Source organism: Enterococcus salsurae (assembly GCF_054784955.1).
This window is the reverse complement of record NZ_BAAHWY010000002.1, coordinates 234,302-257,041: the sequence shown is the minus strand read 5'-3', so window position 1 is coordinate 257,041 and position 22,740 is coordinate 234,302. Positions and strand designations below refer to the sequence as shown.

The 22,740-nt window shown below is 42.2% G+C and carries 20 protein-coding genes and 1 pseudogene; 17 read left to right on the top strand and 4 right to left on the bottom strand.

The genetic code is table 11. From position 1 onward, the window contains the following. Positions 1-4 precede the first annotated feature (4 nt). The 6 genes from hprK (at position 5) to ACYVRS_RS05475 (ending at position 5,108) form a co-directional block, all read left to right on the top strand. Positions 5-940 (top strand): HPr(Ser) kinase/phosphatase, encoded by a 936-nt coding sequence (hprK, locus tag ACYVRS_RS05500; protein WP_054114686.1) that lies wholly within the window; start codon positions 5-7, stop codon positions 938-940. Between the two features lie 14 nt (positions 941-954). Further along, the gene (lgt, locus tag ACYVRS_RS05495; RefSeq protein WP_054114685.1) at positions 955-1,785 is read left to right on the top strand and encodes a prolipoprotein diacylglyceryl transferase; all 831 of its coding nucleotides are present in this window, start codon (positions 955-957) and stop codon (positions 1,783-1,785) included. Between the two features lie 74 nt (positions 1,786-1,859). Then, the gene (locus ACYVRS_RS05490; protein ID WP_054114684.1) at positions 1,860-2,876 is read left to right on the top strand and encodes an NAD(P)H-dependent glycerol-3-phosphate dehydrogenase; all 1,017 of its coding nucleotides are present in this window, start codon (positions 1,860-1,862) and stop codon (positions 2,874-2,876) included. A gap of 33 nt (positions 2,877-2,909) precedes the next feature. After that, complete coding sequence (galU, locus tag ACYVRS_RS05485; RefSeq protein WP_054114683.1) at positions 2,910-3,842, top strand: UTP--glucose-1-phosphate uridylyltransferase GalU; 933 nt, start codon at positions 2,910-2,912, stop codon at positions 3,840-3,842. A gap of 145 nt (positions 3,843-3,987) precedes the next feature. Beyond that, positions 3,988-4,413 (top strand): DUF948 domain-containing protein, encoded by a 426-nt coding sequence (locus ACYVRS_RS05480; RefSeq protein WP_054114682.1) that lies wholly within the window; start codon positions 3,988-3,990, stop codon positions 4,411-4,413. 14 nt (positions 4,414-4,427) lie between these two features. Beyond that, positions 4,428-5,108 carry a YtxH domain-containing protein gene (locus tag ACYVRS_RS05475; RefSeq protein ID WP_312540697.1) on the top strand — a complete coding sequence of 227 codons (681 nt, stop codon included), beginning with the start codon at positions 4,428-4,430 and terminating at the stop codon, positions 5,106-5,108. A 61-nt stretch (positions 5,109-5,169) separates the two neighbouring features. On the opposite strand, the gene ACYVRS_RS05470 is transcribed toward ACYVRS_RS05475, so the two are convergent. Beyond that, positions 5,170-6,048, bottom strand: coding sequence for an NAD-dependent epimerase/dehydratase family protein (locus ACYVRS_RS05470; RefSeq protein ID WP_313537114.1), 879 nt, complete (start codon positions 6,046-6,048; stop codon positions 5,170-5,172). Between the two features lie 26 nt (positions 6,049-6,074). Continuing rightward, a complete protein-coding gene (locus tag ACYVRS_RS05465) occupies positions 6,075-7,175 on the bottom strand; it encodes a M24 family metallopeptidase (RefSeq protein ID WP_461202830.1) in 1,101 nt (366 codons plus the stop codon). 192 nt (positions 7,176-7,367) lie between these two features. Here ACYVRS_RS05465 and ccpA point away from each other — a divergent pair, with 192 nt between their 5' ends. Further along, positions 7,368-8,366 (top strand): catabolite control protein A, encoded by a 999-nt coding sequence (ccpA, locus tag ACYVRS_RS05460; RefSeq protein WP_312540700.1) that lies wholly within the window; start codon positions 7,368-7,370, stop codon positions 8,364-8,366. A 122-nt stretch (positions 8,367-8,488) separates the two neighbouring features. Here ccpA and ACYVRS_RS05455 read toward each other — a convergent pair whose 3' ends face one another. Next, positions 8,489-10,921, bottom strand: a complete 2,433-nt coding sequence (locus tag ACYVRS_RS05455) for a transglycosylase domain-containing protein (protein ID WP_461202828.1) — start codon at positions 10,919-10,921, stop codon at positions 8,489-8,491. 250 nt (positions 10,922-11,171) lie between these two features. Between ACYVRS_RS05455 and tyrS the strand changes: the two genes are divergently transcribed. From tyrS to ACYVRS_RS05435, 4 genes are all read left to right on the top strand, one after another. Next, on the top strand, positions 11,172-12,434 hold the full coding sequence (gene tyrS, locus ACYVRS_RS05450; RefSeq protein ID WP_461202826.1) for a tyrosine--tRNA ligase: 1,263 nt from the start codon (positions 11,172-11,174) through the stop codon (positions 12,432-12,434). A gap of 67 nt (positions 12,435-12,501) precedes the next feature. After that, entirely contained in the window at positions 12,502-13,413 is a 912-nt protein-coding gene (locus ACYVRS_RS05445; RefSeq protein WP_312497528.1) for an AEC family transporter, read from the top strand. 86 nt (positions 13,414-13,499) lie between these two features. Beyond that, a complete protein-coding gene (locus ACYVRS_RS05440; RefSeq protein WP_313537104.1) occupies positions 13,500-14,390 on the top strand; it encodes a deoxyribonuclease IV in 891 nt (296 codons plus the stop codon). A gap of 204 nt (positions 14,391-14,594) precedes the next feature. After that, a complete protein-coding gene (locus tag ACYVRS_RS05435; protein WP_312540703.1) occupies positions 14,595-15,458 on the top strand; it encodes a helix-turn-helix domain-containing protein in 864 nt (287 codons plus the stop codon). 45 nt (positions 15,459-15,503) lie between these two features. Here the strand turns inward: ACYVRS_RS05435 and ACYVRS_RS05430 are convergent, their stop codons facing one another. Further along, positions 15,504-16,121 carry an FMN-dependent NADH-azoreductase gene (locus tag ACYVRS_RS05430; RefSeq protein WP_054114672.1) on the bottom strand — a complete coding sequence of 206 codons (618 nt, stop codon included), beginning with the start codon at positions 16,119-16,121 and terminating at the stop codon, positions 15,504-15,506. A 151-nt stretch (positions 16,122-16,272) separates the two neighbouring features. Between ACYVRS_RS05430 and ACYVRS_RS05425 the strand changes: the two genes are divergently transcribed. The 6 genes and pseudogenes from ACYVRS_RS05425 to ACYVRS_RS05400 all read left to right on the top strand — a co-directional run bounded on the left by ACYVRS_RS05425 (position 16,273) and on the right by ACYVRS_RS05400 (position 22,707). After that, entirely contained in the window at positions 16,273-16,968 is a 696-nt protein-coding gene (locus ACYVRS_RS05425) for a response regulator transcription factor (RefSeq protein WP_313537100.1), read from the top strand. Continuing rightward, positions 16,965-17,915: an ATP-binding protein gene (locus tag ACYVRS_RS05420; RefSeq protein ID WP_313537097.1), complete on the top strand. Its 951-nt coding sequence runs from the start codon at positions 16,965-16,967 to the stop codon at positions 17,913-17,915. Before ACYVRS_RS05425 ends, ACYVRS_RS05420 begins: the two co-directional genes overlap by 4 nt. Before the next feature lie 97 nt (positions 17,916-18,012). Beyond that, positions 18,013-18,537: pseudogene (locus ACYVRS_RS05415) on the top strand (ABC transporter ATP-binding protein); the annotation flags it as partial. 220 nt (positions 18,538-18,757) lie between these two features. Next, entirely contained in the window at positions 18,758-20,854 is a 2,097-nt protein-coding gene (locus ACYVRS_RS05410; RefSeq protein WP_461202823.1) for an ABC transporter permease, read from the top strand. 142 nt (positions 20,855-20,996) lie between these two features. Next, positions 20,997-21,905 carry an ABC transporter ATP-binding protein gene (locus tag ACYVRS_RS05405; RefSeq protein WP_461202821.1) on the top strand — a complete coding sequence of 303 codons (909 nt, stop codon included), beginning with the start codon at positions 20,997-20,999 and terminating at the stop codon, positions 21,903-21,905. Position 21,906: 1 nt separating this feature from the next. Then, positions 21,907-22,707, top strand: a complete 801-nt coding sequence (locus ACYVRS_RS05400; protein ID WP_461202819.1) for an ABC transporter permease — start codon at positions 21,907-21,909, stop codon at positions 22,705-22,707. The last annotated feature ends 33 nt before the right edge of the window (positions 22,708-22,740 follow it).

Genomic DNA, 22,740 nt, shown 5'->3' with positions numbered 1-22,740 from the left:
TCAAATGGCAGAAACAGTCAAAGTCAGTGCATTGGCTGAGGCGTTAAAATTAGAAATCATTGAAGGCAATGAAACCAGTTTAGAGCGAGAGATTTTTACCGGTGATATCTCACGTCCTGGTTTAGAGTTGACGGGTTATTTTAATTATTATTCACACGATCGTTTGCAGTTATTTGGCAGTAAAGAAATCACCTTTGCTGAACGGATGATGCCAGAAGAACGTCTGATGGTCATGCGGAAAATGTGTGCAGAGGACACACCAGGATTTATTGTTTCCAGAGGCTTGGAAGTGCAAGCAGAAATGATCCAAGCTTGCCGGGAAAATAATATTGCCTTACTGCGTTCACCCATCTCCACTTCACGCTTACAAGGGGAACTCTCTAGTTTCTTAGACGGGCGATTGGCCTCTAGAACGAGTGTCCATGGTGTTTTAGTGGATGTATATGGCTTAGGCGTGCTGATCCAAGGCGATAGCGGTATTGGTAAAAGTGAAACGGCCTTAGAACTGATCAAGCGTGGACATCGTTTGATTGCTGATGACCGAGTGGACGTATATAAACAGGATGAATTGACATTAGTTGGTGAACCACCGAAGATCCTGCAGCATTTGATCGAGATCAGAGGGATCGGGATCATTGATGTGATGAATCTTTTTGGTGCTAGTGCTGTGCGAGGCTACATGCAAGTGCAAGTTGCGGTTTATTTAGAAGCATGGGCCAAAGACAAAAAGTATGATCGTTTAGGTACCGATGATACAACCGTAGAGATTGGCGGCGTAGATGTACCGCAGATCAAGATCCCTGTGAAGACTGGGCGAAATGTAGCCATCATCATTGAAGTGGCGGCGATGAATTTCCGGGCTAAAACAATGGGCTATGATGCAACCAAAACATTTGAGAATCGGTTGACACAATTGATCGAAGAAAATTCTGGGAATTAAAAGGGGTTAAGTAGATGTTAGCTTTAGTAAATCGTGTGGCGTTTGAATTATTTGGTTTGCCAATCTATTGGTATGCCATCATCATCGTTTCTGGGGTCATTATTGCGATGTGGCTGAGCACCCGTGAGGCTGTACGAGTAGGATTAAAACCAGATGATGTGACAGATTTCATGTTGATCGGGCTGCCGGTGTCGATCATTGGTGCGCGTTTGTATTATATTATGTTTGATCTTCCCTATTATTTGAATGATCCAGGGCAGATATTCAATATTCGTTCCGGGGGGATCGCTATCTACGGTGCATTGATTGCGGGAGGAATCTGGTTATACTTTTTCTGCCGACGCAATTTCATCTCGACATGGACTTTTTTGGATATTGCCGCACCTAGCGTATTGTTGGCGCAAGGAATTGGTCGTTGGGGAAACTTCATGAACCATGAAGCCCATGGTGAGGAAGTCAGCCGCGCCTTCTTAGAAAGATTGCATTTGCCAAAGTTTATCATTGACAATATGTATATCGATGAAGCCTATCGCCAACCAACTTTTTTATATGAATCTGTCTGGAATACACTAGGGTTTATCGTATTGATCATTTTACGTAAAAAAACAGGGTTGTTGAAAGAAGGAGAAGTCTTCTTAGGCTACTTGATTTGGTACGGTTTTGGCCGTTTCTTTATCGAAGGAATGCGAACAGATAGCTTGTACTTGTTTGGTGACATCCGCGTGTCGCAAGCTTTGTCTGCATTGTTATTTATTGGGGCAATCGCTGTGCTGATCTGGCGGCGTAAAAAACAAGCATTGAAAGACTATAATCGTGGTTATGGAAACAATCAATTTCTAATCTAAGAGTTATTTTGGTTGAAATATGCTAAAATAATGAGTGGCATCAATTGTAGTAATTTTATGAGGAGGTTTCCATAGTGAAACAAAAAATAGCCGTTTTAGGCCCCGGTTCATGGGGAACTGCTCTGGCAAAGGTCCTTTCTGAAAATGGACATCAAGTAACGATTTGGGGCAATAATCCAGCCCAAATCGATGAGATCAACAACTATCATACAAATCGTCATTATTTGCCTGATTTGAAGCTTCCGCAAAATATTGTCGGTTGTAAAGAAATGTCAGAAGCAATCACAGATGCAGATGCCGTCTTGTTTGTGGTACCGACAAAAGCGATTCGCGCAGTGGCACAAGAATTCACTGCAACTGTCAAAAATCAACCAATGATCATCCATGCATCCAAAGGATTGGAGCAAGGCAGCCACAAACGGATCTCTGAAGTCTTGGCAGAAGAAATCAGTACCGATAAGCGGAAAGACATTGTCGTGCTTTCAGGCCCTTCTCATGCAGAAGAAGTGGCGGTCCGTGATATTACAACGATCACTGCTGCTTGCGAAGTTGCTGCATCAGCAAAATATGTACAAGATTTATTCATGAATGATTATTTCCGTATTTATACCAACAATGATGTGATCGGCGTTGAAACAGGTGCGGCTTTAAAAAACATTATTGCGATCGGTGCCGGTGCGATTGCGGGTCTTGGCTTTGGTGATGATGCCAAAGCTGCGATCATGACCCGCGGGTTGGCTGAAATCAGTCGATTGGGTGTTGCGATGGGAGCCAACCCACTTACGTTCATCGGTTTAAGTGGCGTGGGTGATTTGATCGTGACTTGTACCAGTGTCCATTCACGTAATTGGCGTGCCGGCAATTTACTTGGCAAAGGCCATAGTTTAGACGAAGTGTTAGACAATATGGGCATGATCGTCGAGGGTGTATCTACCACCAAAGCTGCCCGCGAACTTGCAGAGGCTTTGTCTGTGGATATGCCAATCACCGAAACGATTTATTCCGTTCTTTATGAAGGCAAAGACATTCATCAAGCAGCCAAAGATATCATGCTGCGAGATGGAAAAGTAGAAAACGAATTTACAATGTAAAGACATTATTGATGGGACAAAGGAGCGAATGACATGAAAGTAAAAAAAGCAGTGATTCCAGCAGCCGGATTAGGGACCCGTTTCCTGCCAGCGACCAAAGCAATGGCAAAAGAAATGTTGCCAATCGTTGATAAGCCGACCATCCAATTTATTGTAGAGGAAGCGTTACAATCTGGGATCGAAGATATTTTGATCGTTACTGGGAAAGCCAAACGACCAATCGAAGATCATTTCGATGCCAATTTAGAATTGGAAATGAATTTAAAAGAAAAAGGCAAGACGGACTTGTTGAAACTTGTGGAAGAAACCACAGATGTCAATTTACACTTTATTCGTCAATCACATCCAAAAGGCTTAGGACATGCGGTACTGCAAGCCCGTGCGTTTGTTGGCAATGAACCCTTTGTTGTGATGTTAGGGGATGACTTGATGGAAGATGACATCCCATTGACCAAACAATTGATCGATGATTATGAAACGACCCATGCATCAACGATTGCTGTGATGGACGTCCCCCACGAAGATACCTCTAAATATGGGATCATCGATCCTGGGATGCAAGTAGGAAAAGGTTTGTACAATGTGAAGAATTTTGTTGAAAAACCAGCGCCAGATAAAGCACCAAGTGATTTAGCAATCATTGGTCGTTACCTTTTGACGCCCGAGATTTTTGATATTTTAGCGAATCAAGCACCGGGTGCGGGCGATGAGATCCAATTGACGGATGCCATTGACACACTCAACAAAACACAACGTGTCTTTGCCCGTCAATTTACAGGCAAACGTTTTGATGTGGGTGATAAGTTCGGCTTTATGAAAACCAGCATTGAATACGGCTTGACACATCCTGAGGTCAAAGACAATTTGAAAAAATATTTGATCGATCTAGGAAAAGAATTGGCTGCTGAAACTTCAGAAGTCAAAGCGCAACCTGCAAAACAAGACAAGCCAAAAACCAAAGAATAACATAGATATAAAACAGGGTTGATACAGCCCTGTTTTATATAAACGAAATGAAAGCGGATTATTTAGATTGATTACTGTCTTTTATTTGTCGAAAAGAGTTCAAAATGCTATTCTTAGTATAAGTAAATTGGGAAGGAGCCATTCTATGACAGGAGGAGAAATTGCTGCACTGATCGCAGCGATCGCATTTGTCGTACTTGTCGTCTTTGTTGTACGATTATTGATGCAAGTGAGCAAAACAATGACCAAAGTGGACAAAACGGTGGAAGAAGCCAATACCACGATTCGTGTCATTACCAAAGATGTCGATATTCTTTCAAAGGAAGTCGAAGGACTACTCGTAAAAACGAATGCGCTTTTGCAAGATGTCAATGGGAAAGTCGCAACCATCGATCCATTATTCACCGCAGTGGCAGATTTAAGTACCAGTGTATCTGAATTGAATGTGTCAGGTAAAAACTTGATCACACGGGTGGGCAGCCTAGGTCGCACGACAGCCAAAGCCACTGTGGCTGGCAAAGTGGGTCAAACAGCGATGAAATTCTTTAAAGACAAAAATACCCAAAAATAAAAGGAGGACTTTACATGAGCAAAAAAGGTGGATTTTTATTAGGAGCGATCATTGGCGGAACAGCAGCTGCAGCTGCGGCACTTTTGCTGGCGCCAGAGTCAGGTAAAACGTTACGCAACAAACTTGCCAAACAGGCAGACGATCTTTTAGATAAAGCATCAGATTATGGTGATCTGGCGAAAGAAAAAAGTGCTGATCTGGTTGATATTGCGAAAGACACAGCTGGTAAATTAAGCGAACAAGCATCAGATTTTACCGGTTCGCTCACAGGAAAAGTCGAAGATTTGAAACATTCATCCGTCGACACATCCAGTGATACGGTGGAAGAATTGAAAAAACAAGCGGGAGATTTATCAGAGCGTTTCAAAAAATCTGCGAAGGATGTCAAAGCCGCCGCTGCTTCGGATAAAGAAGATGCGGATGATACGCTGCAAGATATCATCATAGATGCCAAATCAACAGCTGCTGACATGAAAGACACAGTTAAAGATGGTGCGGATGCAGCGAAACCAATCGTTGACGATGCGAAGAAAGAAGGCAAAGCTGCCGCTGCTGATTTGAAGAATGAAGCAGATAAGGCCGCGAATGATGCAAAACAAACAGCGAAAGCAGAAGCAAAAGACGCCCAAGCTGACCTCAAAGATGCAAAAGAAGAATTAAAAGATACCCTAGAAAAAAATAATCCTGACGCATAATTTATTTTTGTTCAGGATAAACAGACAGATCAACGTGATTGCCACGTTGATCTGTTTTTTGTTATTTTTGTGCGGCGCGATCGATTTCCCAATCACAAAGCTGATAGAGCCATTCTTTTAGGTCTGAAAAGACAAAGCCGATGGCATCTGCTTGCGTGGTGTTGATCGAGTAATCAGGTGTCCCATTATAAGGTCCCTTCACGCCATTCTCTGCAAATAATGGTACTTTGCCAGTTTTAGCGGTAGCGTACGCAAAGATTTCTTCTATGGAGATCGTTCCTTTAGACGCACCATTGATTGGCCCTGTAAAGTCACTAGTTCCTAGAAATGCCAAGAAACGTCCAGCTTCCTCCGCGTCAACGAAGGCCATTTGATGCGTTAAATTGTCGATGGCCATTGGTTCTTGCTGTACGAGTTTGTCAAGATAGAAGGCAAAACGCTGGGTATAATCTTCTTGCCCGACAACATAGGGGAAGCGAACAAATACTGCTGATAGATCAGGGTATGTTTTAGTCAGAATCGATTCGACGGTCTGTTTGCCCTCGCCATAGGGCAACTGATTTGATTCAGCTAAGCGGATGTCATATGCCTCAGGTTTAAAATCACTTTCCTGCAAATTCGGCTGTAATACGGGATATACCGACATAGAGCTGGTCACGACATAGCGTTTTGGGGTGACATGCTGTAGTAAATGAGCGACATCATGTGCGCTGTAAGCAATATTGTCAAATACAATATCATAGGTTTCTTTCGTCAAAACTTCTTTGATACTAGATTCACTGGTCCGGTCGAAGACCAAGCGCTTGACTTGCTCCCCAAATGGATCAGCTGTCTTTCCTCTGGTAGCGATGGTTACTGCGATTCCTTGTTCAAGTAAAGTATAAACCAATTGTTTCCCAAAAAAACGTGTACCGCCTAGAACCAATGCTTTCTTCGTCATATAAACCTCCTGATCGATTCATTTTATTAAGATAAAATTTGTAATTCTTTTGTTGTCTTGGTGAAAGGCACACAGCCGTCTGCTGTCACGTATACACAATCTTCGATCCGCACACCGACTTGATTTGGTATATAAATACCTGGTTCGATCGAGAAGCACATTCCTTCTTGGATCACCAAATCATTGCCAGTGATCAGTGAAGGGAATTCATGGACAGTTGTTCCGATACCATGTCCTAAACGATGATTGAAGTATTCTCCATAGCCATATCCGGTGATGACATCGCGGGCGATCGTATCTAGTTCACCAGCAGTGATCCCTGGTTTAACAGCCGCTTGCGCAGTTTGCTCGGCTTCTAATACGATATCATAGATTTTTCGTTGCAGATCTGTGGGTGTTTGGTAAGCCACGGTACGGGTTGCATCACTGCAGTATCCTTTCCAAATAACCCCTAGATCAAACAAGACCAATTCATTGGCAGTGATGCGGCGATCGCCAGGTACACCGTGGGGACTAGCTGCATTATCGCCAGCTAAGACGGTTGTATCAAAAGACATGCGGGAGACACCACGTTTTTTCAATTCATATTCGATTTCTGCGACAATCGCAGCTTCACTGACGCCTTCTTTGATAGCAGCAAAGCCAATCTCAAAAGCAACATCAGCCCATGAACCTGCTTCAAGCAACGTATCAATTTCGCTCGCTGTTTTGGTCAATTGCATTCTTTGGATCTCTGGTGTCACATCTAAACTGAAATCAGTTTGCGGCAAACGTGCATGCAGCGCTTCATACCGTTCAACCGACAAGTCATTTTTTTCAAGTGCCAAACGGGTCAATGGATAGCGGGAAGAAAGTTCTCGGCAAATTTTATCCCAAGGGTTTTCGCTGTCTAAATAGCCAACCACATCAAATGGCCAACCACTATTTTTGGCTTCTTCGACCTCAAGTGCAGGGGTAAATAAGAAAGGGTCTTTATCGGGAGAAAGAAATAAAGCCAATACCCGTTCATGAGGATCGCTCTTGAAACCTGAAAAATACGCAATCGTGGCAGGATTGGAGATATAGCCTGCATCAGCACCATTTTCTTTCAGCCATTGATTCAGCTCTGTAATTTTCTTTTTATTCATAGAGAATTCCTTCTTTCACGTAATATATCTTATTTTAACACGCTTTGTAAAAGATTGGACTAAGAACTCTGGGAAATTAGCTAAGTTTTCATGAAAACAAAATTAAAACGGTTGCAAATCTGATAAAAGTTTGCTATTCTATCAAAGAAATGTAAATAAGATTTTCTGAAAACAGAATAAGGGAGATATATCATGGAAAAACAAACAATTACAATTTACGATGTTGCAAGGGAAGCAAATGTGTCAATGGCAACTGTGTCACGGGTCGTTAACGGCAATCCCAATGTAAAACCAGCAACCCGTAAGAAAGTGCTAGAAGTGATCGATCGCTTGGATTATCGTCCAAATGCTGTTGCTCGTGGCTTGGCAAGCAAGAAGACAACAACTGTCGGTGTCATCATTCCGGATGTCAGCAATATGTTCTTTTCTTCTCTTGCGCGTGGGATCGATGATGTAGCGACCATGTATAAATATAATATTATTTTGGCAAACTCTGATGGCGATACAATGAAAGAAGTCAATGTATTGAACAACTTGTTAGCAAAACAAGTAGACGGTGTGATTTTCATGGGTCACCGTATCACGGATGAGATCCGCGGCGAATTTTCACGTTCGAAAACACCTGTTGTTTTGGCTGGTTCTATCGATCCTGATGAACAAGTCGGCAGTGTCAATATCGATTACACAGCGGCAACCAAAGATGCTGTTTCATTGTTGGCAAAAAACAACCAAAAAGTTGCGTTTGTCAGTGGTGCATTGATTGATCCAATCAATGGCCAAAACCGTTTGAAAGGGTACAAAGATGCCTTGAAAGAAAACGGTCTTGACTATTCTGAAGGCTTGATCTTCGAAGCACCATATAGCTTTAAAGAAGGTTTAGCTATCGTGGATCGAATCATCAACAGCGGGGCAACTGCAGCCTATGTTACAGACGATGAATTGGCGATCGGTATTTTGGATGGTCTTTTAGACAAAGGGGTCAAAGTACCTGAAGATTTTGAAATCATCACAAGCAACAATTCATTATTGGCAGAAGCAGCACGTCCACGTCTTTCAAGCGTGACACAACCATTATATGATATGGGTGCAGTGGCGATGCGTTTGTTGACAAAAATGATGAACAAAGAAGAAGTGGAACAAAAAACCATTATCTTGCCTTACGGTATCTCAGAAAAAGGCTCAACAAAATAAGTAGCCTCATTTTAAATAGATTCTCGCTTCGTCTCAGCGGGCTGCAAGTGGTCAATGATCACTTGCAGCGGTTGAGATGAAGCTTTTTTTTTGCAAAAAAAAAGCTGACCAGCATCTGCTGATCAGTCATTGTTATTTTCGTTATCATTCGTTTCTTCTTTATCTGCATCCTCGTCGTCCTTTTTTTTCTCAGTTGTCGATGAATTGCTATTGGTATTCGTTGGCGTCGTTGTCGTTTTTGTGGTCTTCGGTGCGATTTTTTTCCAATAATTGCTGTAATTGGCATCTGAACCGCCGATACCAAAATCAAAGCTGACTGTACTTGGCCCACCTGTTGCCCAATAAGAGGTCACTTTGGAAGATGGGTTGCTAATACTGGTCTTATCAACTGTCACACTTCCTCCTGGCAATGTGCCAGTTGCTTTGGATACTTCGACTTTTTTGACATCGCTTGAAAGTTTGAATGTCTGGTCGACACCGAACACGTCTTGGTTGGTTTGATAGATCCGATTGATCAGATAAGCCATATAGTTGGCAGTTCTGGTACCGGCTGTATTATCGGTTCCTTTATTGTCATCGCGACCCGCCCAACTACTAATGGTGATCGATGGGGTAGATACCACGAGCCAAGAATCTGAATAATCATTGGTGGACCCGGTTTTGCCGACCCAATCTGCATTGCCTAAGTTATAATCTAGCCCACTGATGATCGATTTGAAAGAGCTTGTCTTTTGTTCATCGATCACGCTGCGCATCATATCATTCATGATCGAAGCGGTAGCTTCAGAGTAGACTTGCACGGGATTTGATTCATGTTGGTAAAGAACTTCACCATCGTTATCTTTAATGGATTCGATGATATACCCTTCTTCGTAGACACCATGATTGGCTAACGTCTGGAAACCATTCGTTTGCGTTGCAACGGTCACATCAGTTACTCCCAGAGGCGCTGATTCATACGCCCAGCTGTTGTCTTCGGGATAATTCATTTTGCTTAGGTAGTTGGTATATGAATAGAAGTGATCACCTTCGGCTTCCCACAGGTCTTGGAAAATATTGGTCGCCGCTATATTACTGGATACTTCTAATGACTCTCGGATCGACATAAAGGTATTCGTACCGGTATTGGTGGCATTGGCGATCGTTTCCCCGGCATTTTCCCCCGTGCGCCATTTAGCGGCATAGTCAGATACCATTGACTCAGAGCCAATCAATCCTTGTTCGATTGCTGGTCCATAGACGAGCATTGGTTTGATACTTGATCCGGCTTGACGCTGCGCATCAAAGGCATGATTGAATTGATTTTCACTATAATCACGCCCACCGACAAAGCCTAAGATTTTCCCAGTCGCATTGTCCATCATGACGTTACCGACTTCGATGGTCGCATCGCCCCAGTTGTCCAGCATATAGCCATATTTATCCACTGCGTCTTGCATTGCATTGTAGATGCCTTTATCGATGGTAGACGTCACAGTATAACCGCCATTGACTAGCTTTTGCTGCGCCAACTCTAAATATTTTTGGTAGGTTTCATCTTTGGCGTATTCTTCATCACTGACTTCGTCATCTTTCGCCAATTGTTGCGCGATGATATCTTTGGCTTCATTTAAGACGGTATAATATAAGAAGCTTTGATCGGTTTGCTCGATCGCTTGCTGTTGTTTAAAGTCTTGCTTTAGATCATAATTGATGGCTTCTTCATATTCCTCTTTGGTAATATCGTGATTGCGATACATACTGAAGAGAACATAGTCCTTTCGTTCTAAACCAGCAGAGAGATTTTCTTTGATCTCGCCTGTGTTGGTATAAGGACTATAAACGATTGGACTTTGCGGCAGTCCTGCAATAAAAGCCGCTTGCGGCAATGATAGATCCGCCGCATTGACGCCGAAGATTCCTTGTGCAGCTTCTTGAACGCCGGCAATGTTTTGTCCTTTATTGTTACGGCCAAAAGGTGAGATATTCAAGTACATCGTGACGATTTCGTCTTTACTGAAAAATTTCTCAACTTCCATTGCCAGTAAAATCTCATTGGCTTTTCGTTTAAAGGTGGTTTCACTTGTTAAGATCTGTTGTTTGACCAATTGTTGCGTCAGCGTTGAACCACCACTGCCGCCAAAACCTGTTGCTTCAGAAAGCAATGCACGAACGACGGCTTTTGGCACGACGCCATTATGGACATTAAAATATTCATCTTCTGTTGCAATGATCGCTTTTTTCAAATAATCGGAGATCTCATCAGAATTGACAGATGTACGCATCAAATCTGAGCGGATCGTAGCGATTTTACTGCCATCTGAATAAGCCAATTGCGAGGTTTCGGTAACATCCGTTAATTCTTTGGCCAATTCGTCTTTTGATGGTGCAGCGGTATCTTCTACGAGATAGGCAAAGTAGCCGGCGCCGATCCCCAATGCCAAAGAGCCGCCCAAAATCAGCAAGGAGATGGCAACTAAAAAGAGTGAATGAAGTACACGTAAGCTGATATTGACATAGAACCAACCGCCATTTCTTTGCTTCGTTGTTCTGGTTTGTTTGTTTTTCTGGGACAAAAGAGTCACCTCATATAATTTAGTTTATATTCCGTTGTATTATAGCAAAAATCGGCTTGCTTGAATAGCACCCTAATTTTTCTACAGCAAAATACGATAGATGGAAGGGCGCTGATTGTTCTTTCTTCTTTATCTGATGACTATTTTCTTCCTGTCATGGATTTTTAAGGCGGATTTACGGTTAACTCTTTTCTTTCACTTATTTTTCAGTTAATATGAACAATGAAGCAATTATTTAGGAGGAAAATACATGAGTACAGACTTTTTTGAAGAACTGAAGCTTCGCGGCTTGGTTCATCAAACAACAGACGAAGCGGCATTGACCAAACAATTGAATGAAGAGTCTGTGAAATTATATATTGGGTTTGATCCCACAGCTGATAGTTTGCATATCGGCCATTTATTGCCTATTTTAATGTTGCGCCGTTTTCAACAGAATGGCCATGTGCCGATTGCGCTCGTGGGCGGCGGGACTGGGATGATCGGTGACCCTTCATTCAAAGACCAAGAACGTCAACTGAACACATTAGATACAGTATTGGCCTGGTCACAAAGCATCAAGAGCCAGTTATCACGTTTTATTGATTTTGATGATGCAACCAATCCAGCTATCATCGCCAACAATTATGAGTGGTTAGGTGAATTGAAACTGATCGACTTCTTAAGAGATATTGGTAAAAATTTTACGATCAATTACATGATGAGCAAAGAAAGCGTCAAGCGCCGGATTGAGTCGGGGATCTCTTATACTGAATTTGCGTATCAATTATTGCAAGCCTATGATTTTCTGAATTTATATGATGAGCATGGCTGTCTGCTGCAATTAGGCGGGAGTGACCAGTGGGGCAACATCACCTCTGGGATCGAACTCTTGCGCCGTGAGCGGGAAGTTCAAGGGTTTGGCCTGACGATGCCATTGATCACCAAAGCGGATGGTACAAAATTTGGTAAAACCGAAGGGAATGCCGTTTGGTTAGACGCCGAAAAAACGACACCTTATGAATTTTATCAATTTTGGATCAATACGGATGACCGTGACGCAGTCGAATTCTTGAAGTTCTTTACTTTCTTATCATTAGAAGAGATCGCTTCAATCGAAGAAGCTTTCTTAGCAGCACCTGAATCACGGGCTGCGCAAAAAGCTTTAGCCAAAGAAGTAACGACTTTGGTTCATGGTGAAGCAGCTTATGAGCAAGCGGTCCATATTTCTTCTAGTTTGTTCAGTGGTGATATCAAAGAATTGAACGCAGAGGAAATTGCGCAAGGGTTCAAAGGGGTACCTGCTTATCAAGTAGATTCGGCAGATGATTTGACATTGGTTGAAATATTGACGACAGCCAAAATCGAAGGATCGAAACGGCAAGCCAGAGAAGATATCCAAAATGGTGCAATCTATATCAATGGTGAACGTCAACAAGATCTAGCATATGTATTAACCGAAGCAGACCGTATTGGCGGCAAATATGTCGTGATTCGCCGTGGCAAGAAAAAATATTTCTTATTAACATTTTAATCAAAAAGCGAACCAAGTTTCTGGTTCGCTTTTTTTCACAATAGGACTAAGGGAGGACAGGAAGTAGATGGGGCAGATCATTCTCAATGTAGTAGGCCTTTTTAGTATGATTTTGTTGGGGTTTGCCATGAAGCGTATCGGTATATTATCAAAAGCCGATGGATCAATCCTTTCAAAAATCATTCTTAATGTGACCTTGCCTGCTGCCATTATCTTGAATTTGGCTCAGATGGAAGTCCAAATCAGCGCTTTGAGCCTGATCGTGATTGCTGTAGCGATTACGATTGGACAAATAGGTATTGCTTTCATGATGACCCGAAAAGACAGCAATGCGTTGCAGCAATTTGCGATGTATTGTGGTTCAGGTTTCAATATAGGGAATTTTGCGATTCCTTTCGCACAAAGTTTCTATCCATTAGGTATTCCATTGATCTCATTGTTTGATATGGGCAATAGTATCATGTTGGCTGGCGGAACAACAGTTTTGATCGAATATTTACTAAAGAAACGGACAACATTTGAACCTGGAAAAATCATCTTGAATCTGCTGCGTTCGCCGACATTTACCGTCTATTTAGTGATGTTGGTCATTCGCAGTGTGCGTTGGCAATTACCGTCAGCCTTTATAAGCATCGTACAGCCGATTGGTTTAGCCAATACGTTTTTGTCGATGTTTATGATTGGGTTGTTTCTAGATTTTCGTTTGCCAAAACACACCACCAAAACTGTGGTCAATATTTTGGCCTTACGCTATGGGTCGGCATTTGTGTTGTTTGGCTTATTTTATCTGCTGCCGCTGCCGACACTGCTTAAGCCAGTTCTTTGCTTGCTGGTTTTTGCCCCTATTCCACTGTTTGGTGTAATCAATTCAGTTTTGGCTGGAATGGAAGAAGAAGCCGTGGGGTTTGTGTCCTCAGCGAGTTTCTTGATCAGTATGCCATTGATGACGATGGTCCTGGTCTTGTTCGGATTGGCCTGAAAGATGGGCATCAATGAGCAGAAAAATCGCCAAACTTGCAGACAACTGCAACAATAAAGAAGTTTTGATTTTAGGAGGACATATAGATGTTGATAGGTTCACATGTTTCCATGAGTGGAAAGAAAATGTTATTAGGCGCGGCAGAAGAAGCAGCCAGTTATGATGCTTCAACCTTTATGATTTATACAGGAGCTCCGCAAAACACACGACGTAAGCCAGTGGAAGAGATGATGATCCATGAAGGTCAAGCCTTTATGGCAGAGCATGGGATGTCTAATATTGTTGTTCATGCACCTTATATCATTAATCTGGGAAATACGATCAAGCCTGAGAATTTCGGCTTTGCAGTGTCGTTTTTGAGAGAAGAGATCCAACGTGCACAATCGTTAGGGGCTACACAAATCACGTTGCATCCAGGGGCTCATGTGGGAGCCGGTACGGAAGCTGGTATCAAGCAAATCATCAAAGGTTTGAATGAAGTGCTGGACAAAGAGCAAACGGCTCAAATCGCCTTAGAAACGATGGCTGGCAAAGGAACAGAGATTGGTCGAACGTTTGAGGAGTTGGCGGCAATCATCGATGGGGTGACGTTGAATGAGAAATTATCTGTGACCTTTGATACCTGCCATACCAATGATGCGGGCTACAATGTGAAAGAAGATTTCGATGGCGTATTAGATGAATTTGATCGAATCATCGGCTTAGACCGCTTGAAAGTCGTGCATGTCAATGATTCAAAAAATCCCCAAGGCAGCCACAAAGACCGTCATGCAAATATTGGTTTTGGTACGATTGGATTTGATGCCCTGAACAAGATCGTGCATCACGAGAAATTGGCACAATTGCCAAAAATTCTTGAAACTCCATATGTTGGAGAAGATAAAAAGAACAAAAAAGCCCCTTACGGTTTTGAGATTGCAATGTTGAAGCAGCAAACATTTGATCCAGCGTTATTGGACAAAATTCTGCAAGCTTAAACATGCATGTTGGCGGACCAATCGATCAAACAAAAGTCCCAAGACTGGTTTGGCCAGCTTGGGACTTTTTTATGTAGCAAGAAATGATGAATATGTAATCGTTAGTCTAAAAAAAGCGATAGTTCAAGGATGCAACCAATAAGTGCGGGAGATTTTTCTTCAGATATGTGATAATGAGATGAACAGGAATAAGGAGTGAAGAAGATGAACATTGGTGAAAACATTCGTAAGTTTCGTAAAGTTCAAGGTATGTCACAAGCAGCATTAGCGGAGCAAATGTATATTTCTAGACAATCAGTATCAAAGTGGGAAAATCAAGAAAGTCTGCCTAGTATTGAGAACTTGATTGTATTAAGCGGTATTTTAGAGATATCCTTAGATGAGTTGATTACTGGAGAAGCCTATTTGCATTTCCCTTATATGTTTGGCAAATTGCGCCATCAAAAAATTGCTGCTGGATACATACTATTACCAACATTTCTTATGTTGATATTTTTTGCTGTCGCTATCAAATATCCTTCCCAAAGCCTTGTTCTAGTTCTATCTGGTATTGGTATCCAACTTTTCTTATATCCACTACTTTTGATCATACAACCTTTTCAACTCAGTCGCATGTATACCTATTGGCAATTGACGAAAACAGGGATTCGTTGTCCTATTTATCAAGAAACGAATCAATTTAAATATCTGTTGCCGATCAAAGGCTTATTCAAACGTAAAGATCAGTTGATTCCTTATCATGAAATCACGCAGATATTGATTGAAGCCGAGGTGTTCCCTGTTGATCCCTCAATTGGGACAGGGATAGTTAATGCCTATACACCTCGAATGCTATCGATCATGTATGAACCGTTTCAACTCGTTCTTTCTACGAAAAGCGGCAACCAATATAAACTAGATCTGCAAGCATACTATCAGGCAGATTCACCTGAACGAGAGGTGCTTTACAGTATTTTGCTGTTTTTAAAAAGAAAACAAATCGTGATAAAGGATCCACAGCAATTGCTGATTACGATCAAGCAAAGAGGATCGATTACTGATACGTTATACGGTCTCAAGAACAACTAAAGAAACCTTGGACGTCTGCGTCCAAGGTTTCTTTTTTCAGATCAATTAAAATTTCTTCGCTGCTGCTGCAACACGTTCTAAACCTTCAGCAACGATCGCTGCTGTTTTTGATGGATCAGCATTGTGGCCTTCAATGATCACTTCTTCAGTGATCGTCATACCGAACATGCCACCGAATACTTTTTCCATGAAGGTTACAGCATTTTCCATGACACTCATTTCGCCTGAATAAACCCCACCACGGGCATTTAATAGGACGATTTCTTTGTCTTTCAATAGTTGATTCATTGAACCATCTTCATTATAAGAGAAAGTGAATCCTGCTTGGAAGATGTAGTCGATGAACGTGTGCAATGCTGCAGGGATCGTTAAGTTCCACATTGGGAAAGCAAAGACGATCGTATCGGCTGCTGCAAATTTATTCATCACATCTTGACGAACTGTCATCAATTCTTGTTCTTCTTGATTCAACGCTTGTTCTTGCGCTAATTTGCCAAAAGCTTCAAATAACGTTTGACCAATATAAGGCATTGGTTGTGCATAGACATCAAATGTTACAACCTCTACATTGTTTGTGTCTAAGTTTTCAACGAATGTATCGAACATTTTCGCTGATACGCCATCAGGGCGATTGTTTGCTTTAACAACTAAAATATTTTTCATGATTTTCCACCTTTGTTTAAATGTAAGTATTGTCACAAATGATAGTATACTATAAATAAAAATCTCTTACAATAAATAAGTGAAAAGATGAAGTTTTTTTTCAGATTATTGAGATGAAATTTGCTAAAATATAGAAATAAGGAGGGGTAGAATGAAGATTTTTATTGTAGAAGATGATCAATCGCTGGTCAACATGATTGGGGATCAATTGCAAAGATATGCGTATAACACTTTTGTTCCGCAACGTTTTGATGCGATTTTAGCAGAATTCGATGAGATTCAGCCTGACTTGGTACTAATGGATGTCAATTTGCCTTATTATGATGGTTTCTATTGGTGCCAAAAAATACGCGAGCGTTCGTTGGTTCCCATTTTATTTATTTCAGCACGCGATGGCAATATGGATCAAGTGATGGCATTGGAATATGGTGCAGATGATTTTTTGGTCAAACCTTTTTCCTATGAACTATTGCTGGCAAAAGTCAAAAGTCATATTCGGCGTGTTTACGGTGACTACGCCCAAACTGACCGGGCCCGTCAGCTTAAAGCTGGCCCGCTAGTTTATTATCCAGAAGCGTTGAAAATGCTCTGTCATGGGCATGAAGAACTGTTAACCGTCCGGGAAGGCGAACTGCTTTCATTGCTGATCCAGGCCTATCCTGAAATGGTCAAACGAGAAAAAATATTAAATAAATTATGGGACGATGAGCGATTTGTCGATGACAATACATTGTCTGTCAATATTGGCCGTTTGCGCAAGAAGTTGACCAATCTGGGCATTGATGAACCGATTCAAACGATTCGCGGGAAAGGCTATGCGCTGTCATTGACGGGTCATGATCAATGAAGCTATTCTTAAAGGTTCATCTGCCTTGGCTGCTGTTGGAAATTGTTTCTCTTGGTTTGTTGATTCTTTTGATTTGGTTGGACGGGTACCGTGATCTCGGCATTTTAATTTACGGGGTCAGTTTGATTCTGTGCTTGACGATTGTTTTTTTGACCATCGATTATCATAAGAATCAAGGCTTTTATGGCTATCTGGAAACTGGGCATATGCAAAAAAAAAGTGCTGGTTTCATCAGTCGTACCTTACAAAGACATTTGCATGTTGAACAGCAGCAAATGCAGCAGCAGTTAACTGCTGTAGATCAGCATTATCAGACGCATATCAAATTTATGCATATTTGGGTGCATCAAATGAAAACACCTGTAGCTGTGCTGGCTTTGATGGCAGAGAGCGACCAGTTAGACAGCGATGATCTATTGGCGGAAACCGATCGTTTAAAAAGCGGATTAGCGACTGCGCTGAACTTTGTCCGGTTGGAAGATTTTAAAGAGGACTTTTTGATTGAAACATTGTCATTGGCGGCAATCATCAAAGAAAGCATTGGTGAACAAAAACGTAGTTTCATCCGACATCGTGTATACCCAAAAATTATTGATCAAACCGACTTTCTTGTGACAACAGATAAAAAATGGCTCCAAATCATGTTGTATCAGTTAATCAGCAATGGCATCAAATATTCAGATCCAGAAGGTCAGCTTGTCTTTGCGTTGGATGCTGAACATAATCGTCTAACGATTTCTGATGCAGGTTGCGGGATCCCTGACAGTGATTTGCCCCGGATATTCCGGCCTTTCTTTACTGGTGAAAACGGGCGCGCATTAGGTGAGGCCACCGGAATGGGCTTATATTTAGTCGATATGATCAGCGAGCAATTGGCGATTTCAGTCGCAATCACATCCACACAAGGGATAGGGACGCGGGTGGCCTTGACTTTTGAACAGGGGTGAAAAGAGGATTCCTTACAAAAGTGTAAGCTTTCTATCAGAGAATCGATAACTGAGAGCGGCGTTTCCTGATACACTGAGTACAAAAGGAGTGGTCAAGATGGCATTGTTAGAATTAAAAAATATTCACAAAACGTATACTGGCGAAGTTTCAGTTGATGTGCTGCAACAAATCGATCTAAAAGTTCCGGAGGGAGAATTCATTAGTATTATGGGCCCCTCCGGAAGCGGCAAAACCACTATGTTGAATTTAGTGGCTACGTTAGACCAGCCAACTTCAGGCACCGTCATCATCAAAGGCGAGCAGCCGCTAACGTTATCAAAAGAGAAGTTGGCACGCTTTCGCCGGCAGCAATTGGGTTTTGTTTTTCAAAATTACAATCTGTTGGCACCTTTAACTGTAGCCGAGAATGTGATGCTGCCCTTAACGCTAGATCGGGTGCCAGTCGGGGAAATGCAACAGCGTTGTGCCGCATTATTAGATGAGTTGGGCATCGCGGAGAAAGCGGAGAAACGCATCTATCAGTTGTCTGGCGGGGAACAGCAACGTGTAGCCATTGCTCGGGCCTTGATTCATCAGCCTGAATTGTTGTTGGCGGATGAACCAACCGGTAATTTGGACTCCAAAGCGGCCAGAGATGTGATGGAGATCTTGAGTCGAATGAATCAGCAACGAAAAGTCACCACTATGATGGTGACCCATGACCCGTATTCGGCTAGTTTTTCTGATCGGATCGTTTTTATCAAAGATGGCAAACTATATAACGAATTGTATCGCGGCAGTGACCAACAACAATTTTATCAAAAAATTCTTGATGTTTTGGCACACTTAGGAGGGCGTCGTCATGAATTTCAGACAGTTGATCATTCGTAACCTTCGCGGCAATTTCAGGACCTATGCGGCATATTTTATCAGCAGTACTTTTGCGGCAACGGTCTTCTATATTTTCAGTTTGCTGCTATTTCACCCACAGTTAAAGAAAGATTTATCTTCTAGCAGCGGGACGATTTCCGCATTGTCGAAAATGGGCTTAACAACGGCGTTGGTGGTCATCGCTATATTGTCGTTATTGTTTCTGTGGTATACCTTTGTCGTATTTTTGAAACGCCGTAAGCGAGATCTCGCGATTTATTTGATTTTGGGAATCAAAGAAAAAGACTTGCGCCGTCTATTGTTTGTTGAAAATGCCTTGCTTGGTACGATTGCAACGATCTGCGGTATTTTACTCGGCATTCTGAGCACGAAATTACTGCTGCTGATCGCCCAGAACGTCATGCATCTAGATCATGGATTGAACTTTATTGTGCCGCCTTTGGCTATCCTTTTGACAGGAATCGTGTATGTTGGTATTTTTTTGGTGATTTCCTTGATGGCAACAAGCACGTTGCAAGGCGATCAAATTGTTTCGTTGATCAAAGAAAATGAAAAACCGCGTCCTGAGCCAAAAAGTCATTGGGGGTTAGCCATACTAGGTATTCTATTGCTGCTTGCAGGCTATGGATCTGTCTTTTACTTTAGTGTGCAATCAACCACATTACTTAGCTTATTGTTGGGTGTCGTCCTGACTGTCGCAGGGACGATGTTGAGTTTTCATCAGTTCAGTGTCTTCATCTTAAAACGGCTGAAGAAACGCACCAGTTTCTTACAAGGTACAAAGATGCTGACCATTAGCGAATGGCTGTTTCGAATGCGGGACAATGCAGCCATGTATAGCTTGATCACCCTAAGTACATCGGTGGCCTTTGTCGGCATCGCGGTGATGATGGCCATTGGCAGCACCAGCTTTTCTTCGATCCAAGGGATAAGTGTGGCTTATTTTTTCACCCATTCAACTGCAGACGCGCCAGTGATCGAAGACAAAGTCGCTGAGATCAATCAGATGATCGAAGCAGAAGGCTATCAAACGAAAACTGCAACAGTGGACCTTATCTCGGTCTATATCCAACCAGATAGCCCAGAACTGGCTGAAGATGCTTTTTTCAGCAGCAATGGCTTTTCTGTCATGAAAGAAAGTGATTATCAGACATTGATGACACAAATCGGTGAAGAAGCGGAACCAATCGAACAAGATCAGCTTCTTGAATTAAGTCCGAATTATTCAAGACGTAAAGAACTTTTGTCTGTGCCACAGTCTGAAAGAGAAACGCGCCTGCCAGTGGAGATTGGCATCAATAGTATCAAAAAAGGTGAGATGACTGTTGTACATAGTCCCTCAATGCTCTCTTTAAATTATTATGGACTTGCTGTGGTGACGGATCAAACCTTTGAAGACTGGCAAACAACGTTGGTCAAAAGTGGCGATGCAGATAATTATGGCTTTACTTGGATCGATTATCCCGAATGGGCGGATAATCCAGAATTGGTATCACGTATAAACACACAGTTGGACCAAGAAAATGCTGACCAAGAAGAACAGATGGGCGCATTGTATGATGCATTAGGTGACCGCGTAGATGAGATGACAGACGAGGACTGGGCTGAAGCCACAGCTGATATTTCACCTTATGTGACGTATGAATCAAAGTATCGCACTTTCCAAGAAAATCGGCAGGGCAATGGCATCATCTTAATGATCACCATATTATTAGGCGCAGTCTTCTTTATCTTTTCTGCATCGATCGTCTATTTCCGTCTCTTTGCTGATTTAGACAAAGACGGCGCCTATCATCGCTCCTTGCACATCTTAGGCGTGACACCAAAAGAAAGACATACCGTGATTCGCCGGCAGCTGCAAGTGATGTACTTTCTGCCTACATTGATTGCTTTGCTGCATTTTGTTGTGGCGATGGCGGCCTTGAATATATTGGTTGAATTACCAGTCTGGCAGTTTTACTGTAAGATTGGCGGCATGTACGTCATTTTCCAAATCATCTTTTATCTCGTTTGTTTGCTGCGCTATCAAAAAGATATCGATCGATATGCAGATCCATCAGACATATAAGCAAAGTCAAGCTGGAGTGCTTCAATTCCTGCTTGACTTTCTTTTTTGACAATGTCATGGTAGATATAACTAAAAGATTATTTTCTCGTAAACAGTTTTATCTATTCTGTCTGAAAAAAGGCAGAAGAAAGTGAGGGTAAACATGACTGAAGTATTGATGTTACAGGATGTTTCCAAAATGATTGGCACGAAACGGATTATTGATCAAGCCTCTTTTACAGTAGAAGCAGGCCAGATCGTTGGCTTACTGGGACCGAACGGGGCGGGGAAAACGACCCTGATACGTATGATCGTTGGCCTGATGAAGCATAATACGGGTACGATCACCATCATGGGCCATTCATTAGATGGCGATTTCAAACAAGCGATTGCGTCTGTTGGTGCGATCGTGGAGAATCCAGAGTTCTATAATTATATGACCGGGTATGAGAATTTACAACAATACCAACGGATGGCTATCAAGCGAGGCTCTACAGCAGAACTAGATGCCTTGATCGCTCAGGTCCATTTAGACAATCATATCCATCAAAAAGTCAAAACATACTCTCTTGGCATGCGCCAGCGTTTAGGCGTTGCGCAAGCGTTGATCCATCAACCCGATTTATTGGTCTTAGATGAACCGATGAACGGGCTTGATCCGAAAGGGATGCGGGAATTTCGCGAGATGCTTCATCAGTTGCGGGACCAAGGTGTATCAGTGCTTGTTTCTAGTCACCAGCTTAGTGACATTGAACAAATTGCTGATCATTTGATCATTGTTCAAAAAGGCAAAATCACCCATCAAGTAGCGATGACAGACTTGAAAGAAAGCCACAATCAATTAATGATCAAAACCGACAATGATGCGTTGGTCGAATCATTGCTCAGGGAACAGCTGCAATTGGAAGTCACACACCAGGCCGATGGTTTACGTGTGTCGTTAGTAGATGATATCCGTAAAGATATTGCGGTATTGATCGTCAAACACCAGATAGGTTTATTAGAAATGAAACTTCAGCATTCCTCCTTAGAAGATACCTTCTTGGCGTGGACTGAAGAAGGGGGGCTTTGATATGTTGACATTGATTGAAAATGAATGGCTGAAATTGGCTAAAAAGAAATCAACGTGGATCATGCTGGGTCTATTGGTGCTGCTCACGTTTGCGCTGACGTATGTTGTGCGGATCGGCAGTGGAGATATGAAGGCCAATGACCTATTTGTTTCATTAAGTGAAATGACTTCATTTTTGAATCTGATCGTAGTCATCGTGGCTGCTTCTTCAGTAGCAGAAGAATTTACAAGAGGAACGATCAAATTTTTATTGATCCGTCCATACAAGAGAACACAAATATTGGCGGTCAAAGCCATCAATATCATCTTATTTGCTAGTTTAGGTACAGTTTGTTTGCTGCTCAGCAGTTTGGCCGCCAGCAATCTTTTTCTTAGAGCGGAATCACCATTGGCAGCGACAGACTTCAATGGGTTACCAGCACTCGTTGTGGCGTTGGTCTATGCTGTGACCAATTTATTGTTGATTTTATTTTATGCGGCGCTGACGATGTTCATTTCTGCTGTTATCCGTTCGCAAAGCTTGGCTGTCGGTTTAGGTGTGGGTGTGCTATTTGGCAGTAGTATCATCAATTCATTGATGTTGCTTGCCCTTGAAAAATACCCATGGTTGAAATGGAATCCATTCAATATGATGAATATCCGCGGGGCGATCCCAACACTTTTAGGCAACCCGCAATGGTCAATGGACATCAGCACTGGATTGGGCTACTGGGAAATGGCTGGCAGCTTGCTAGTGTATAGTTGTTTGATCTATCTTTTAACAAATTGGTTGTTTAACAAGAGAGATGTCGCATTAAACTGATGTCAGGAGAGAAAGTTTTTGGATAAATCCTGC